Source organism: Aeromonas sp. R5-4 (assembly GCF_040908215.1).
Taxonomy (GTDB): Bacteria; Pseudomonadota; Gammaproteobacteria; order Enterobacterales; family Aeromonadaceae; genus Aeromonas; species Aeromonas veronii.
Genome location: NZ_JBFODG010000031.1, coordinates 67,841 through 84,824, shown reverse-complemented (window position 1 = coordinate 84,824; position 16,984 = coordinate 67,841). Strand labels below are relative to the sequence as shown.

Sequence of the window (16,984 nt, the reverse complement as noted above, 5' to 3'; positions counted from 1 at the left end):
TCAACCGCTTTCTCGAGTCAAGCCTTATTTTTAAAGGCTTTTCGAGGTTATCGACTTGGCTTTCTGCGTTGCCGCTTGCCCTGTCGATGGAGGCGCATTATAGGGAGTGAATTCTTTCTGGCAAGGCTAAATTGCATGTTTTTTTGATAAAACCGCACAACCGTTCAAACAACAAACGAAATGAAGAAAGTTTGAGCTAAATCACACATTCTGGAGGTAGATGACAGGCAAGCCCCCTCTCAACTCATATAAGCTATTTCGGATTGTTGACGCGCCAGCCAAAGCTCCTCCATCTCCAACAAGGTCTGATAGATTTTCTCCGCCTGCTCCGGTCGGCTGAATAGATAGCCCTGTCCATACAAGTGGATATCGGTCAGGGATCGCAGCACATCCAACTGGGCCTGTGTCTCAATCCCTTCACACACCAGACTCTTGCCCAGCATCGACCCCATCCGGCAAATATTGGCGACCAGTTCGGATGCCTCCATTGAAGTGTCAATGCCCTGTATAAAGGAGCGGTCGATCTTCACCTTGCTGACCGGTAACTTTTGCAGATAACTCAAAGAGGAATAACCAGTCCCAAAATCGTCTAATGCCAGCAGTACCCCCTGCTGATTAAGATCCTGCATCAGTTGCAGCGAGTTCTTCACTTCGCGCATGGTGGTGTCTTCCGTGACCTCCAAGACCAGGCTGCGGGCAGGCAGGTGGTGCTCCATCAATGCCTTGGCCACCAATTTGAGCAAATTGCGCTGGTACATGCCTGGCGAGATATTCACACACATTTGCAGATCAACCATACCAAGCTGGTGCCACTGATAGAGCTGCTCGCAAGCTGTATTCAGCACCCAGCTGCCAACCCGTTCGGCAAGCTGGAACTCCTCGGCCACCATGATCACTTCGTTTGGCGGAATGAAGCCGAGTTCCGGATGCCGCCAGCGCAGCAGAGCCTCGACAGCTTCACAGCGGCCACTCTCTAGATTGACGATGGGTTGGTAATAGAGTTCCAACGCATTGTGTTCCAGCGCCATGATCATGTCCGATGCCAGATGTTTGCGCCGCGCCGTCTCGTTGAGCAGGGAGTTATCGTAAATCACATAGGGGACATGGGTCTTGCGACTATGGAACAGGGCCTGTTCCGCACGACTCAACAACTCCTGAGTCTTGTCGCTGTCCATCGGATAGAAGGCAATCCCGATCCCGACTTCAAGCCGGAAGGGATAGTTGTCATAGACGATATCTTGCTTCAGCGCATGCAACAATCGCGCTACCAGCTCCCTGACCTGACGCAGATCGCTGCTGCCACGCTGGATAATGGCAAATTGATCCCCCCCCAGACGTCCACTCCACTCGCCCTCTTCACAGAGCACTCTGATCCGGGTGGCAAACTCACAAAGCAGATAATCACCGGTGTCATAGCCAAACTTGCTGTTGATATCTCTGAAGTCGTTGATGTCGACTAGCACCAGCCCAAACGGCACTTCCTGTGTGGCGTACAGCTCCATCCGCTCCAGTAGGGCAACCCGATTGGACAACCCGGTCAGCGGATCCCGTCTGGCAGCTCTGAAATGACGACGCCCTTCATATATAAGCAGCATGCTGAGTAGCAGCACTGACATGACCAGACCGGAGACCATCAGCAACAAGGCATTGCGCAATTGGCCAAAATGGCGATCGTTCTCGGAATAGACGTTGATGTTCTTCTGCATCACAGAAGCGAGGGAGTAGGAGAGCGGCTCTTGCAGCGGGGCAAGGCGCATCATGATCTGCTGATAGTCAGATGCCCCGCTTTGCAACTTGGTGATGTCGGGCTCTATTTGGCGAATATTGGTTTCAATCAACTGCACCAGACGCAAGGTTTTCTGCTTGTCCTGCATGCTCTTGCGCAGCTGGCCGCTCAACAGGATGGGCGTTCTGCTCCAGAGAATGTCATAACGCAACATCAAGGTGTCATGATCAATCCCGCCATAGTGATAGACCTCTACCGCATTGAGGAAACGCCCGAGCTCCAGCTGCAACTGCATCAGCGCCCAGGAGACATCATAGGTGTATTTCTCCATCGCTCTGGTCGCATTCTGGATCTGCATCAGGCAATAGAGGGTGCTCCCGGTAAACGACAGGATGGATACATACAGAATGACGAGCAGTGGCCACGCCCTGGTCTTTCCTTTCACCCCATGCTCCCGTGCTGTTTTTATCAGTGCTGAATGTCTATCAAATCCAGCTGCCAAATCATCATGTCGGTATATTCAGATCGCTTCAATTCCGGATATTGATCAAGAGGCAGCATAAACCAGACCGGCCCCTTGTCACGCACCCGCATGACAGCCCCATTGTCTTCCCATGCAAGAATGGGCTCGTATTTGGCAACCTTGTCCCATTCAATGCGGATCTGGAAACTGTTCAGTGCCGTCAACGTAATGGTCTTGCCATCCGCACCGACTGCAGTCAATACATCGGCCAGTTTTGGGCCTCTGTAGGTGTGCGGCTTATCCACCCACGGGTTGCCGGTCACTATCTCATGTTGCGGCAGAGCCTGTAGTTTTGCCAGATCAAACAACACCTTGCCATCAACTTCGTCTGCCGACCTGATGTTGCCACCCACTTTCAGGATCACCGGCCCAGTCAGCGCCTCAGCAGCCATCACCGGCATGATGACCAATGAACACAGTAGTGTCAGCCAACCAAACATTTTCATATCACCCCCAAATTTGCTGTCTCAACAGACTCAGTTTAGCCAGATATAAAAAAACGGCTCGCCTTGAGCGAGCCGTTTGTCAAACAGAGCAAGGGGGGATGATTACATCATGCCCATGCCACCCATGCCGCCCATGTCAGGCATTGCAGGGGTATCTTTCTTCGGCAGTTCGGTGACCATGCACTCGGTGGTGATCATCAGACCGGCGATGGAAGAGGCAAACTGCAGGGCGGAACGGGTTACCTTGGTCGGATCCAGGATACCCATGGCCAGCATGTCGCCATACTGTTCGCTGTAAGCGTTGTAACCGAAGTTGCCTTCGCCGTTCTTCACTGCGTTGGCAATGACGGAGGCTTCTTCACCGGCGTTGATGACGATTTGACGCAGCGGGGCTTCCATGGCGCGCAGGGCAACTTTGATACCGACGTTCTGGTCTTCGTTGTCACCACGCAGACCCGCCAGTTTGGCTGCAACGCGAACCAACGCAACACCACCACCGGCAACCACACCTTCTTCAACCGCGGCGCGGGTAGCGTGCAGGGCATCTTCCACGCGTGCTTTCTTCTCTTTCATCTCGACTTCGGTGGCTGCGCCAACCTTGATCACGGCAACACCGCCAGCCAGCTTGGCTACACGCTCTTGCAGCTTCTCACGATCGTAGTCGGAAGAGGTCTCTTCGATCTGCTGACGGATCTGGGCAACACGGCCTTCGATCACACCGGCATCACCCACGCCATCGATGATGGTGGTGTTCTCTTTAGTGATGACGATACGCTTGGCACGACCCAGATCTTCCAGAGTCGCTTTTTCCAGCTCCATGCCAACTTCTTCGGAGATGACAGTACCGCCAGTCAGTACGGCGATATCCTGCAGCATGGCCTTCCGACGGTCACCGAAGCCAGGCGCCTTGACGGCAGCCACTTTCACGATACCGCGCATGGTGTTGACCACCAGAGTCGCCAGGGCTTCGCCTTCTACGTCTTCAGCAACAATCAGCAGCGGCTTGCCAGCTTTGGCAACGCCTTCCAGTACCGGCAGCATTTCGCGGATGTTGGAGACTTTCTTGTCAACCAGCAGGATGAACGGGTCGTCCAGTTCAACGGAACCGGTCTCTTGCTTGTTGATGAAGTAGGGGGACAGGTAGCCGCGGTCGAACTGCATACCTTCAACAACTGCCAGCTCATCTTCCAGACCCTGACCATCTTCAACGGTGATGACGCCATCGCGACCCACTTTATCCATGGCTTCGGCAATCAGCTTGCCCACTTTCTCGTCGGAGTTGGCGGAGATGGTGCCCACCTGAGCGATGGCATTGCTGTCGGCACAAGGCTGAGACAGCGCTTGCAGCTCGGCAACAGCAGCCACAACGGCCTTGTCGATACCGCGCTTCAGATCCATCGGGTTCATACCGGCGGCAACGGCTTTCAGACCTTCGTTGACGATAGCCTGAGCCAGAACGGTTGCAGTAGTGGTACCGTCACCGGCGGCATCGTTCGCCTTGGAAGCCACTTCCTTGACCATCTGGGCGCCCATGTTCTGGAACTTGTCTTCCAGCTCGATTTCGCGCGCAACAGACACACCATCTTTAGTGATGGTCGGGGCGCCGAAGGACTTGTCCAGCACCACGTTGCGGCCTTTCGGGCCCAGAGTCACCTTGACGGCATCAGCCAGGATGTTTACGCCTTCCAGCATCTTGATGCGGGCTTCGTTACCAAACTTAACGTCTTTAGCAGCCATTTTTCTTCAATCCTTAAATCAATTCGGGGAAAAGGAGGATGGATTACTCTTCGACAATCGCCAGGATGTCGGTTTCGGAGAGGATCAGGACGTCCTGACCATCCAGCTTCTCGGTCTTCACACCGTAGCCTTCGTTGAAGATCACCTTGTCACCAACCTTCACGGCCAGCGCTTTGACTTCGCCATTATCCAGGATGCGACCAGTCCCCACGGCAAGCACTTCACCACGGGTGGACTTCTGGGCCGCAGTACCAGTCAAGACGATACCGCCGGCAGATTTGGCTTCAGCTTCGATGCGCTTGATGATGACGCGGTCGTGCAGTGGACGAATTTTCATCGATAACTCTCCCAAAATGAGTCTCATTGTTGCTTTGAGGAATGGCCGTTCCAGGCCAAATTAGATATGTCCCTGATGTGGGGCAGAGTTGCTAACCCTTCAAGGGCAAATACAAAAAAAATTTTTTCACGTACTATAAACATCTTCGATGGTTCAGCCATGTCTGCACCCTGGTGCAAGGTCGGTTCAAGCCGCCCGTTTTCGATGCCAGAACCTTCAAAGCCAGCTGTAGAGACGAGCCCTTGACCCGCACCAACCCCATGTTGACTGCCCCTATTCCGGTCGTACTGCGCCAGATGACGGGCCCCATGATCTTCGGCATCATCGCCATTCTGGCCTTCAATCTGGTCGATACCTTTTTTATCGGTATGCTGGGAACCGAAGCTCTGGCCGCCATCAGTTTTACCTTTCCCGTCACTTTTGTGGTTACCTCGCTGGCGATGGGATTGGGCGCCGGATTGTCAGCGGTGATCGGTCATACCCTGGGGCAGGGCAAACACGATGAGGCGGCCCATCTCGCCACCGACAGCCTGTTTCTGGCGGTGATCATGGTGGCCCTGCTCTCCGCGGGGGGCGCTCTCACCATCAAACCCCTGTTTACTCTGCTGGGGGCCAGTGCCGAGCTTATCTCCCTCATCCATGACTACATGCTGATCTGGTATCTCACCGTCCCCATGCTGGTGCTGCCCATGGTGGGCAATGCCGCCATCCGGGCGACCGGCGATACCAAAACCCCCAGTCTGGTGATGGCCGTAGCCGGGTTGGTCAACGGAGTACTGGATCCTCTGTTGATCTTCGGCATCGGCCCCTTTCCCGAGTGGGGGATCCGCGGGGCCTCCATCGCCACCTCTATCTCTTGGTTGATGGCGATGCTGGTCAGCCTCTATATCCTGCGTCATCGGGAAGGCTTGCTGCTGTGGTGCCTCTCGCCGCGGGCCCGGTTGCTGTCCCACTGGCGGGCGTTACTCCATGTCGCCGTCCCCGCCTCTTTTACCAATATGCTCAACCCCTTGGCCAATGCGGTGCTGATGACGATCTTTGCGGGCCTGGGTACCGAGGTGGTGGCCGCTTATGGTGCCGCGTCGCGGGTCGAGGCGCTGTTGCTAATTGTGATGATGGCCCTCGCCTCCGTACTGGCCCCTTTCATCTCGCAAAACTGCGGCGCTGGCAATCCGGCACGGGCCAAAGCTGCACTGCAGAGCTGCATGAGGTTTGCGTTGCTGTTCCAGCTCGCCATCTATGGCCTGACCTGGCTACTGGCGCCACTCATCGCCAACCTGTTCAGCGATCATCCGCAGGTCATTCGCCTCATCATTCTCTATCTGCATCTGGTGCCGATCGGTTACGGCTTTCAGGGCATGGTGATGCTGTTGGCCTCGGCACTCAATGGCGTGAGGGCATCCAGTATCTCGTTTTTGTTCAACGGATTGCGGCTGTTTGGTTTTCTGTTGCCAGGAGCCTGGCTGGGGGCAAAGCTGGGAGGAGAACAGGGGATATATCTGGGGATACTGCTGGCCAATCTGGCGGCGGGCACCCTCGCATGGTGGTATGCCCGACACCGCTTCGAGGCCTTGTGCCATCAGGGCAAACCCTGATTCAGTCACTCGCCTCGGGTTTTCGTCTCGTCGATTACTCTTTACGCTCAAATTCGCCTTCGATAGTGGTGCCGCCCTGCTTGGCGTTCCCCAGATGATCATCGGACGGTGCGTTGCCAAACGGCGATTGAGTACGCTGGAAACCGCCCATCTGCATCCGGAACTGGTTGCTGCCGATCAGCTTGTCAGCCAGTTTGTTGCGCAGCCAGGGTTGCAGCAACAGCACACCGAAAATGTCGGTCACGAAGCCCGGGATAATCAGCAGCAAGCCGGCCAATGCCAGCATCATGCCCCCCATCACCTCACGGCCCGGCATCTCGCCCATCTGCATCTTTTGCTGGGCGCTGAACAGGGTCTTGATCCCTTCACTTCGCACCAGCGAGGAGCCCAATACCGCAGTCAGTATGAGCAAGCCGACTGTCGGCAGCGCCCCGATTACCGAGCCGACCTCGATCATCACGGTGAGCTCCAGCACAACCAGACCCACCAACAACAAAAACAACTTGCCCATATCCACTCCAGCACCGGTAAATTGAGAAAAAGTGGCGCCCATCCAACGATGGCCAGAGGCGATTTTGCCGCCCCGTCATCACCACTTTCTGCCCTGAATAAATGGGGGCAGCCCCCCTCTTTTCAAGTTGGTCAACTGACTCCTACGTCATCAGCAATCTAAAAAACCAGCAAAAAGTCACAAAAATTTATAAAAATCATCATGATAAAAACTTCATAACATATGTGTACTTTCCTCAAAGTAATTTGAAAATGTCGCAAATTTAGTGATCCACCTCTAATAACCGATACCTCAATTGGAGTAGTATATTGATTAGTTTTTCGGGAGGTCATTCTCCCAACCGCCCCACTCGATGTGTGGTGCTTCAGGATGAGCTGTGCGCAAGGAACTCGCGACCACTCGGTGAGGATTTTTCCATTTATCTGATTTCTGAGGCATTACAATGAGCGACATCAAGAACGTCCGCATTGAAGAAGACCTGCTGGGCACCAAAGAAGTTTCCAATGATCTCTACTACGGTGTGCACACCCTGCGCGCTGTCGAGAACTTCAAGATCAGCTCTCAGAAGATTTCTGACGTTCCGGAATTCGTCCGCGGTATGGTGCTGACCAAGAAGGCCGCTGCGCTGGCAAACGGTGAACTGGGTACCATCCGTCCTGAAATTGCTGACAAGATCGTAGAAGCCTGCGACCTGATGCTGAACACCGGCAAATGCTTCGACCAGTTCCCGGTCGACGTTTACCAGGGTGGTGCCGGCACCTCCGTCAACATGAACACCAACGAAGTACTGGCCAACATCGCCCTGGAAATCATGGGTCTGGAGAAAGGCCGTTACGACGTCATCAACCCGAACGACCACGTCAACAAGTGCCAATCCACCAACGATGCCTACCCGACCGGTTTCCGCGTTGCTGTGGTCAACAGCACTGACGTGACTCTGCACGCGCTGGAGCACCTGATCGCGGCATTCGATGCCAAAGCGAAAGAGTTCAAAAACATCCTGAAGATGGGCCGTACCCAGCTGCAAGATGCGGTTCCGATGACCCTGGGTCAGGAGTTCCACGCATTCGCCGTGACCCTGCGTGAAGAGATCAAGTCCATCAAGCGCTGCCAGGAGCTGCTGCTGGAAGTGAACCTGGGCGCGACCGCCATCGGTACCGGTCTGAACACTCCGCCCGAGTACTCTGCACTGGCTATCAAGCGTCTGGCCGAGATCACCGGTCGTGCCTATGTGCCGGCAGAAGACCTGATCGAAGCGACCTCCGACTGTGGCGCCTACGTCATGCTGCACGGCGCCATCAAGCGTCTGGCCATGAAGCTGTCCAAGATCTGTAATGACCTGCGTCTGCTCTCCTCCGGCCCGCGCACTGCACTGAAAGAGATCAACCTGCCGGAAATGCAGGCGGGTTCCTCCATCATGCCGGCCAAGGTCAACCCGGTTATCCCGGAAGTGGTCAACCAATCCTGCTTCAAGGTATTCGGTAACGACATCACCATCACCTTCGCCGCCGAAGCCGGTCAGCTGCAGCTGAACGTCATGGAGCCGGTGATTGGTCAGGCGATGTTCGAATCCCTGAGTCTGATGGAAAAAGCCTGTATTTCCCTGCGCGAGAAGTGCGTGGAAGGTATCACCGCCAACCCGGAAATCTGCATGAATCACGTGCTGAACTCCATCGGTATCGTGACCTACCTGAACCCCTTCATCGGCCACCACGAAGGGGATATCGTCGGCAAGATCTGTGCCCAGACCGGCAAGAACGTCCGTGAAGTCGTTCTTGAGCGCGGTCTGCTGAGCGCCGAGCAGCTGGACGAAATTCTCTCCATCGAGAACCTGATGAACCCGCAATACAAAGCCAAGCGTTTCACCCGCGAAGCTGCCGTATAAGCGAGTGTGGGCTGGGATCTTCCCGGCCCATAAAGTCAGTTCCCGATTGGTCTTTATCCCCAGCCCGATCGGGAATTGGCTTTTTGCCAAATAAAAACCAAAAACTAAAAAATGGAGTTATCGCTATGATTGGAATCGAGTTACTTGTCGTGCTCGCCGCTATCTATCTGGGGGCCCGGATAGGCAGCATCGGCATCGGCTTTGCCGGTGGTCTGGGGGTACTGGTATTGACGTGGGGTCTGGGCATGCCCATCCCGAGCGATCAACTGGTCAGCTACATCCCTTGGGATGTGATCATGATCATCGCGTCCGTCATCTGTGCCATCGCCTGTATGCAACTGGCTGGCGGGATGGACTACCTGGTTTCTCTGGCTGAGAAAGCGCTGCGCAAGAACCCCAAATACATCACCTTCGCCGCTCCGGTGGTTACCTATCTGATGACCATGCTGGCCGGTACCGGTCATACCGCCTTCTCCACCCTGCCGGTGATCGCTGAAGTGGCCAAAGAGCAAGGGATCCGCCCATCCCGTCCGCTCTCCATCGCGGTTGTCGCCTCCCAGATCGCCATCACAGCTTCTCCGATCTCTGCCGCTGTGGTTGCCTTCTCCGGCATGCTCGAGCCGTTTGGTGTTGACTACCTGACCCTGCTGGCCATCTGCATCCCCTCTACCTTCCTGGCCTGTATCCTGGGCGCCTTCATTGCCAACATGATGGGCAAGCCGCTGGAGCAGGACGAAGTCTATCTGGAGCGCAAAGCCAAGGGCCTGATCAAACTGCGTGGTACTACCAAGCTCGAGATCAAGCCGTACGCCAAGCTGTCGGTCTGGATCTTCATCGCCGCCATCGTTGCTGTCATGGCTTATGCCACTGCCATCTCCGGTAAAGTGGGCCTGATCACCAACCCGCCGATCCCCCGTGACGGCGCCATCATGGGCATCATGCTGGCCGCGGCCACCATCATGACCCTGGTGTGCAAACTGGACGCCACCCAAGTGACCAACATGCCGACCTTCAAGTCCGGTATGTCCGCCTGTATCTGCGTACTGGGTGTGGCCTGGCTGGGTAACGTCTTCGTTAAAGGCAACATGGACACCATCCAGCTGATCGCTGGCGACCTGCTGAACCAGTACTCCTGGCTGCTGGCTGTGGTGCTGTTCTTTGCCGCCATGTTGCTCTACTCACAGGGTGCAACCACCAAAGCCCTGATGCCTGCTGCTCTGGCACTGGGTGTCAGCCCGCTGACTGCGATTGCCTCCTTCGCAGCCGTGAGCGCCCTGTTCGTACTGCCGACCTACCCGACTCTGCTGGCCGCGGTAGAGATGGACGACACCGGCTCAACCCGTATCGGTAAAGCGGTGTTCAACCACCCCTTCTTCGTACCAGGCACAGCAACCATCGCCATCGCTGTGGCACTGGGCTTCTTCTTCGGCGGCATCCTGCTGTAATCGCATTGCCTGCCGATCGCCAAACAAAAATCCCCGCCAACTGGCGGGGATTTTTTTATCTATTTACTCTGTGTTTTGCTGTCTGGCAGCAAGAGACCTGACGCCTTATCCGGATGGCTCAACCACGGCGACAGCAGCCAAAGCAACAGCGTGCCAGCAGCGCTATAACCGCCGCAGCCTGATTGCAGGAGCCGTAGGCCACCATGGTACTCATCACCACGCCAGAAGGCGGGCTCCGTCGGATCAGACCGGATCCAAGGTATCCAGCGGCCAGCGCGGCACGGCTTTGACCGCCAGTGGTTCGAACACGCCCGCTTTCAGGCGTTGCATACCGGCGTAAGCGATCATGGCGCCGTTATCGGTGCAATATTCAGTGCGGGGATAGAACACCTCGCCCTGGAGGCTCTCCATCAGCTCGGCCAGCTGGGCTCGCAGATGACGATTGGCACTGACGCCGCCAGCAACCACCAGACGCTTAAGACCGGTCTCTTTCAAGGCACGACGGCACTTGATGGCCAGGGTATCGACCACAGCATCTTCAAACGCCCGAGCGATATCGGCACGGGTCTGCTCATCATCACCATTGGCGGCGATGGTGTTGGCGGTGAAGGTCTTGAGGCCGGAGAAGCTCATGTCGAGCCCTGGGCGATCAGTCATGGGACGGGGGAAGTGGAAGCGCCCCTTAGTGCCCTTCTCGGCCAGACGGGAGAGCAGCGGACCACCCGGATAGTCCAGCCCCATCAGCTTGGCGGTCTTGTCAAACGCTTCGCCAGCGGCATCATCGATGGATTCCCCCAACAGCTGATAACTGCCGATGCCATCAACCCGTACCAACATGGAGTGACCACCGGATACCAGCAGCGCCACGAAGGGGAACTCGGGAGCCTTCTCTTCCAGCATGGGGGCCAGCAGGTGCCCTTCCATATGGTGGACAGCGATAGCAGGCTTGTTCCATGCCATCGCCAGCGAACGGCCAATGGTCGCCCCCACCAGAATGGCGCCAACCAGACCCGGACCCGCGGTATACGCGATGCCGTCGATGTCATCTTTGCCCAGTCCCGCCTCTTGCAATGCGGCCTGGATCAACGGGATCGTCTTGCGAACATGATCCCGGCTGGCGAGTTCGGGGACGACGCCACCGTAGTCCGCATGCAGCTTGACCTGGCTGTATAACTGATGGGAAAGGATCCCTTTTTGATCGTCGAAGATCGCGATCCCGGTTTCGTCACAGGATGTCTCTATGCCCAATACACGCATTGCTAAAAAATTTCACTGCTAAAATGAGACGGCTATGGTAACCTTCGCGGGTTTTTTAAACCAGAGCGATCTCTGCGGGTTTACTTTCATTCCCTGTCCAGAGTATAATTTCGCACCATTTTAAGACATGCTGATCGATTGAAGGTCAGCTAACAATTTATCACTGAGGTGAAAGGCACATGCCAGTAATCAAAGTCCGTGAAAATGAGCCGTTTGACGTTGCTCTGCGTCGTTTCAAGCGTTCTTGCGAAAAAGCCGGTATCCTGTCCGAAGTTCGTAGCCGTGAGTTCTACGAGAAGCCGACTACCATTCGTAAGCGCGCCAAAGCGTCTGCTGTCAAGCGTCACGCCAAGAAGCTGTCTCGCGAAAACGCACGTCGTATCCGCCTGTACTAATCGGGAGATATTGCCGTGTCTCTGAAGGATCAACTCAAGGATCAGCAAAAACTCGCCATGCTTGCCAAAGATAAGGCACGTCTGGGAGCGATCCGCTTGTTGATGGCAGAAATCAAGCAACGTGAAGTCGATACCCGTATCGAGCTGAATGATGAGGATATCCTCGCTGTCGTGACCAAAATGGTCAAACAGCGCCGCGATTCCATCAGCCAATTTGAAGCTGCCGGTCGCCAGGATCTCGCCGACAAAGAGTCCGCCGAGATCGTTGTGTTGCAGGAATTCCTGCCGCAACAGCTGACCGCAGATGAAATTGCAGCCCTGATCGAGCAAGCCATAACTGAAAGTGGTGCTGCCGTCATGGCTGATATGGGCAAGGTCATGGCTGTCTTGAAGCCGAAAATTCAGGGGCGTGCCGATGTCGGCGCCGTCAGTGCTCAGGTGAAAACCCGCTTGGCGTAACAGGCAACTCTCTTGTTTGGTCGAAGAAGCCGTGCTTCCCTTGGAATGCGCGGCTTTTTTATTCTCTCCGCAATGAAACAGGACGGTTATGGCAGGCAGGATCCCCCAATCCTTTATCGACGATCTGCTCGTACGCACAGACATAGTCGAGCTGATCGACTCGCGAGTGCGGCTGAAAAAAGCCGGTAAGAACTACCAGGCTTGCTGTCCTTTTCATAACGAAAAAAGCCCCTCTTTTACCGTCAGCCAGGAGAAGCAGTTCTACCACTGTTTCGGTTGTGGCGCCCACGGCAACGCCATCGGCTTTGTCATGGAGTACGACGGTCTCGAATTTCCCGATGCCATCGAAGAGCTCGCCAGCATGCAGGGCATGCAGGTGCCTCGCGAGCAGAGCATCGGCGGCTCGGCCAATAGCCAGCCCGCCGTCAGCAAGGATCTGTTCGAGCTGATGAACCAGATTGCCCGCTTCTACGAGAGCAATCTCAAGAGTGCCCCCCACGCGGTGGAGTACCTCAAGGGACGTGGCCTGACCGGTGAAGTGGTCAAACGATTCAACATTGGCTATGCACCCGGCGATTGGGATCAGGTACGCCGTCGCTTTGGCGCCAGCCGGGATCACGAGCAGTTGCTTATCTCGGGCGGCATGCTGATCACCCGTGACAATGGCCCGGGCAGTTATGACCGTTTCCGCGATCGCATCATGTTCCCGATCCGTGACAAGCGTGGCCGGGTCATCGGTTTCGGTGGCCGGGTGCTGGGTGATGGCACCCCCAAATACCTGAACTCGCCGGAGACCCCCATCTTCCATAAAGGACGGGAGCTGTTCGGTCTCTACGAGGTGAAACAGGCACACAAGGATCCACGCCGGATCCTGGTGGTGGAAGGCTACATGGATGTGGTGGCACTCGGTCAGTACGACATCGACTATGCGGTGGCGGCGCTGGGTACTGCAACGACCAGCGACCATATCCACACCCTGTTTCGCACCACCGCCGAGGTAGTCTGCTGCTACGACGGTGACAACGCCGGTCGTGAAGCCGCCTGGCGCGCGCTGGATAATGCCCTCCCTCATCTGCAGGATGGCCGCGAGCTGAAGTTCGTGTTTCTGCCCGATGGCGAGGATCCCGACTCGCTGGTACGCCAGATCGGCAAGGAGGGCTTTGAAGCCTTGCTCGATGAAGCCCAGCCGTTCGCCGACTTCATGTTCGAGCGTCTCGGTCGCGATGCGGCGCTCTCCGGTGAGGCAGGCAAGTTCGAAGTGGCCAACAAGGCCGCCGAGCTTATTCGTTGCGTTCCGGAAGGGTTTACCCGCGAAGGGCTGATCACTCGTCTCTCCAGCATGATGCGCTGGGGCGAGAACAAGCAGCGCATCGCCGAGCTCTTTGCCCGCAACAGTCAGCCCAAGGCCGAGGTCAACAAACCCAAGGCAGCCAAGCTGACGCCACTGCGGCGTGCGCTGGCACTGATGGTGCAATATCCGGCAGTAACGGCTGAGCTTCCCGCCATGCCGGAATTGGCCGGACTACGCGTACAGGGCATCAAGTTCCTGCTGCAACTGCACCAGCAGATCCTGGCACAGCCTGGTATCACAACCGGTATCCTACTGGAACACTGGCGTGGTACCAAGGAGGGAGAGATCCTTGCTCAGCTGGCCATGCACGACCTGTTCGAGGAGATCAAACTCGATCAGGAGCCGGATATTCTGGGAGAATTGCAGGACACCTTTGTCGGCTTCATCAACCAGTTTCTGAAACAGCGGATCGAAGAATTGCAGGCCAAAGTGGCTCAGGAAGGACTAAGCTCCGAAGAAACCCAAGAGCTGATGATGCTGATAAGAGAGGTGCAAATTGAGAAAAGAAATGAGAGTGGGGCTTGATATTTGAGTGATTAGTCCCAATATGGATAGCGTTGCCCGAATCGACGGGATGAAAAGCAAAATTTTTATAACCGCCTGGCCCCGACAATACTGCGGGCAGGGGTTTCTCATGACCGACGCCGCAACCAGACATAGCATGTCTGGCGGTTTTCTATTAGAATTGGCTATTTGCGCAGCAGCGCACTGTACGCGCAACCTAGCAACACCAACCGGATGAGTTCTATGGAGCAAACCCCGCAGTCTCAGCTTAAACTCCTCGTTGCCAAAGGTAAAGAACAGGGCTACCTGACCTATGCCGAGGTGAACGATCACCTCCCGCAAGACATTGTCGATTCAGACCAGATCGAAGACATCATTCAGATGATCAACGATATGGGCATTCAAGTGGTTGAAAACGCTCCGGATGCCGATGACCTTATCATGGCTGAAGGTGGTACCGCCGATGAGGACGCTGCCGAAGCAGCGGCCCAGGCTCTGGCATCTGTTGAATCTGAGATTGGTCGCACGACCGATCCCGTCCGCATGTACATGCGGGAAATGGGTACCGTCGAACTGCTGACCCGTGAAGGCGAAATCGACATCGCCAAGCGGATCGAAGACGGTATCAACCAGGTACAAAGCTCCGTAGCCGAGTACCCTGAAGCAATTACTTACCTGCTCGAACAGTACGACAAGTATGAAGCCGAGCAGCTCCGTCTCTCTGACATCATCTCTGGCTTTATTGACCCGAACGAAACCGAAGACATGGCACCTACCGCCACGCATATCGGTTCCGAGCTCGGCGAAGACGATCTGGCCGACGAAGATGAAGAAGACGAAGAAGACGAAGACGAAGATGGCGACAGCTCTGACGACGACGGTGACGGTGGTCCGGATCCGGAAGTCGCTCGTGAAAAGTTCGGCGAACTGCGTGCCCAGTATGAAGTGACTCGCCTCTCCATTCAGAAGAATGGTCGCGCGCACGAAGATACCCAGGCCGCCATCGCACAGCTGGCCGATGTATTCCGTCAATTCCGCCTGATGCCCAAGCAGTTCGATCGCCTGGTCAACAACATGCGTGAAATGATGGAGCGCGTCCGCGTGCAGGAACGCATCATCATGAAGCTCTGCGTTGAGCAGGCCAAGATGCCGAAGAAAACCTTCGTCGCGGCTTTCACCAACAATGAGTGTGAAACTGCCTGGTTCGAATACCAGAAGCAGGCTGGCAAAGCCTGGTCTCCCCGTCTGGTTGAAATGGACGAGGATATTCAGCGCGCCATCGGCAAGCTGCAGCAGATTGAAGAAGAGACCGGTCTGTCGATTGCCCAGATCAAGGATATCAACCGTCGTATGAGCATCGGTGAGGCCAAAGCCCGCCGTGCGAAGAAAGAGATGGTTGAGGCCAACTTGCGTCTGGTTATCTCTATCGCCAAGAAGTACACCAACCGCGGTCTGCAGTTCCTGGATCTGATCCAGGAGGGCAACATCGGTCTGATGAAGGCAGTAGACAAGTTTGAATACCGTCGTGGCTACAAGTTCTCGACCTATGCAACTTGGTGGATCCGTCAGGCCATTACCCGCTCCATCGCGGATCAGGCCCGTACCATCCGTATCCCGGTACACATGATCGAGACCATCAACAAGCTCAACCGAATCTCCCGTCAGATGCTGCAGGAGATGGGTCGTGAACCGAACCCGGAAGAGCTGGCCATGCGCATGGGCATGCCGGAAGACAAGATCCGCAAGGTACTGAAAATCGCCAAAGAGCCTATCTCCATGGAGACGCCCATCGGTGATGATGAAGATTCCCACTTGGGCGACTTTATCGAAGATACCACCCTGGCTCTGCCAGCGGATGCGGCGACCAGCGAAAGCCTGCGCAATGCCACCCGCGAAGTGCTGGCCGGACTGACAGCTCGCGAAGCCAAGGTACTGCGGATGCGTTTCGGTATCGACATGAACACTGACCACACCCTCGAGGAGGTGGGCAAGCAGTTCGACGTTACCCGTGAGCGTATTCGTCAGATCGAAGCCAAGGCACTGCGCAAACTGCGCCACCCGAGCCGCTCGGAAGTGCTGCGCAGCTTCCTGGACGAATAGTCCTGACCCTGTGTCAAACTACTCTGCCAAAGCCCCGCCATGCGGGGCTTTGTTTTGTCTGGCATTTACCCTTGCAACCCTCTTTGCGCCCTCAATCAAGCTGGACAATTAGTCGCCAAGTGGTTGATATGCCTATAGACTGCCCTTTCCTCTTCCCCTATAATCCACGCCGCTAAACGCACAATTTGGCCCCTTAGCTCAGTTGGTCAGAGCAGTCGACTCATAATCGATTGGTCGTGGGTTCAAGTCCCCCAGGGGCCACCAATTCCAGAGGGTTAGCGAGATAGTACTCGCTAACCCTCTTTTCAATAGGATACCTATAGGATATCTCAGCCTGTAGAGTAACCACTCTAAAACCACTCCCCATCCCCTCAAAAAATTTTTTCTCCACCAGGAAGAAAAATGATCAGCCTCTTCGAAATGTTCTCTTTTGAGAACCTTCGCTAAAATTTTTTTCTCCTCCCCAGATTTCCCTTTTCTATCTCTATATGTTGAAAAAAGCGGGGTTACAGAGGTTACGAGGTTACAACTCGGCTCTAGCCCATTACTGGCACGGCTTTGAGCTGTAACCCCACTCAGAGCGCAAAAAGCGGATTGAGGTTACACGCTCCGAAAGAGGCAGGAGGTTACAAGCCTGTAGCCCTTGTCTGGTGCGGGCTGCAGCCATTTCTCTTGATGCTGTAACCTGTAACCCCAGAGGTTACAACTCTCAC

At 55.4% G+C, this 16,984-nt stretch carries 13 protein-coding genes and 1 tRNA gene; 8 read left to right on the top strand and 6 right to left on the bottom strand.

What is annotated here, in order from left to right:
* Positions 1 to 239: 239 nt before the first annotated feature.
* The 4 genes from AB5Y83_RS16430 to AB5Y83_RS16415 all read right to left on the bottom strand — a co-directional run bounded on the left by AB5Y83_RS16430 (position 240) and on the right by AB5Y83_RS16415 (position 4,769).
* Entirely contained in the window at positions 240 to 2,171 is a 1,932-nt protein-coding gene (locus AB5Y83_RS16430) for a bifunctional diguanylate cyclase/phosphodiesterase (RefSeq protein ID WP_064337296.1), read from the bottom strand.
* A 23-nt stretch (positions 2,172 to 2,194) separates the two neighbouring features.
* Positions 2,195 to 2,695: a molybdopterin-binding oxidoreductase gene (locus AB5Y83_RS16425; RefSeq protein ID WP_005358155.1), complete on the bottom strand. Its 501-nt coding sequence runs from the start codon at positions 2,693 to 2,695 to the stop codon at positions 2,195 to 2,197.
* Between the two features lie 102 nt (positions 2,696 to 2,797).
* A complete protein-coding gene (gene groL, locus AB5Y83_RS16420; RefSeq protein WP_005340575.1) occupies positions 2,798 to 4,432 on the bottom strand; it encodes a chaperonin GroEL in 1,635 nt (544 codons plus the stop codon).
* Between the two features lie 43 nt (positions 4,433 to 4,475).
* Complete coding sequence (locus AB5Y83_RS16415) at positions 4,476 to 4,769, bottom strand: co-chaperone GroES (protein WP_005340573.1); 294 nt, start codon at positions 4,767 to 4,769, stop codon at positions 4,476 to 4,478.
* A 260-nt stretch (positions 4,770 to 5,029) separates the two neighbouring features.
* On the opposite strand from AB5Y83_RS16415, the gene AB5Y83_RS16410 reads away from it, so the two are divergent.
* A complete protein-coding gene (locus AB5Y83_RS16410; RefSeq protein ID WP_279489138.1) occupies positions 5,030 to 6,364 on the top strand; it encodes an MATE family efflux transporter in 1,335 nt (444 codons plus the stop codon).
* Between the two features lie 34 nt (positions 6,365 to 6,398).
* Here the strand turns inward: AB5Y83_RS16410 and AB5Y83_RS16405 are convergent, their stop codons facing one another.
* Entirely contained in the window at positions 6,399 to 6,875 is a 477-nt protein-coding gene (locus AB5Y83_RS16405; RefSeq protein ID WP_100654513.1) for an FxsA family protein, read from the bottom strand.
* Between the two features lie 442 nt (positions 6,876 to 7,317).
* Between AB5Y83_RS16405 and aspA the strand changes: the two genes are divergently transcribed.
* Together aspA and AB5Y83_RS16395 are read left to right on the top strand one after the other, a co-directional pair.
* Complete coding sequence (gene aspA / locus AB5Y83_RS16400) at positions 7,318 to 8,760, top strand: aspartate ammonia-lyase (RefSeq protein WP_005340569.1); 1,443 nt, start codon at positions 7,318 to 7,320, stop codon at positions 8,758 to 8,760.
* 125 nt (positions 8,761 to 8,885) lie between these two features.
* A complete protein-coding gene (locus AB5Y83_RS16395; protein WP_005340568.1) occupies positions 8,886 to 10,205 on the top strand; it encodes an anaerobic C4-dicarboxylate transporter in 1,320 nt (439 codons plus the stop codon).
* Positions 10,206 to 10,448: 243 nt separating this feature from the next.
* Here AB5Y83_RS16395 and tsaD read toward each other — a convergent pair whose 3' ends face one another.
* Positions 10,449 to 11,462, bottom strand: coding sequence for a tRNA (adenosine(37)-N6)-threonylcarbamoyltransferase complex transferase subunit TsaD (gene tsaD / locus AB5Y83_RS16390; RefSeq protein WP_279488868.1), 1,014 nt, complete (start codon positions 11,460 to 11,462; stop codon positions 10,449 to 10,451).
* Positions 11,463 to 11,641: 179 nt separating this feature from the next.
* Between tsaD and rpsU the strand changes: the two genes are divergently transcribed.
* The 5 genes from rpsU (at position 11,642) to AB5Y83_RS16365 (ending at position 16,535) form a co-directional block, all read left to right on the top strand.
* On the top strand, positions 11,642 to 11,857 hold the full coding sequence (gene rpsU, locus AB5Y83_RS16385; RefSeq protein ID WP_005309452.1) for a 30S ribosomal protein S21: 216 nt from the start codon (positions 11,642 to 11,644) through the stop codon (positions 11,855 to 11,857).
* 15 nt (positions 11,858 to 11,872) lie between these two features.
* Positions 11,873 to 12,316: a GatB/YqeY domain-containing protein gene (locus AB5Y83_RS16380; RefSeq protein WP_005349081.1), complete on the top strand. Its 444-nt coding sequence runs from the start codon at positions 11,873 to 11,875 to the stop codon at positions 12,314 to 12,316.
* 88 nt (positions 12,317 to 12,404) lie between these two features.
* A complete protein-coding gene (gene dnaG, locus AB5Y83_RS16375; protein WP_368175538.1) occupies positions 12,405 to 14,192 on the top strand; it encodes a DNA primase in 1,788 nt (595 codons plus the stop codon).
* 183 nt (positions 14,193 to 14,375) lie between these two features.
* Positions 14,376 to 16,271: an RNA polymerase sigma factor RpoD gene (rpoD, locus tag AB5Y83_RS16370; protein ID WP_263718854.1), complete on the top strand. Its 1,896-nt coding sequence runs from the start codon at positions 14,376 to 14,378 to the stop codon at positions 16,269 to 16,271.
* Positions 16,272 to 16,458: 187 nt separating this feature from the next.
* A tRNA-Ile gene (locus AB5Y83_RS16365) sits at positions 16,459 to 16,535 on the top strand.
* The last annotated feature ends 449 nt before the right edge of the window (positions 16,536 to 16,984 follow it).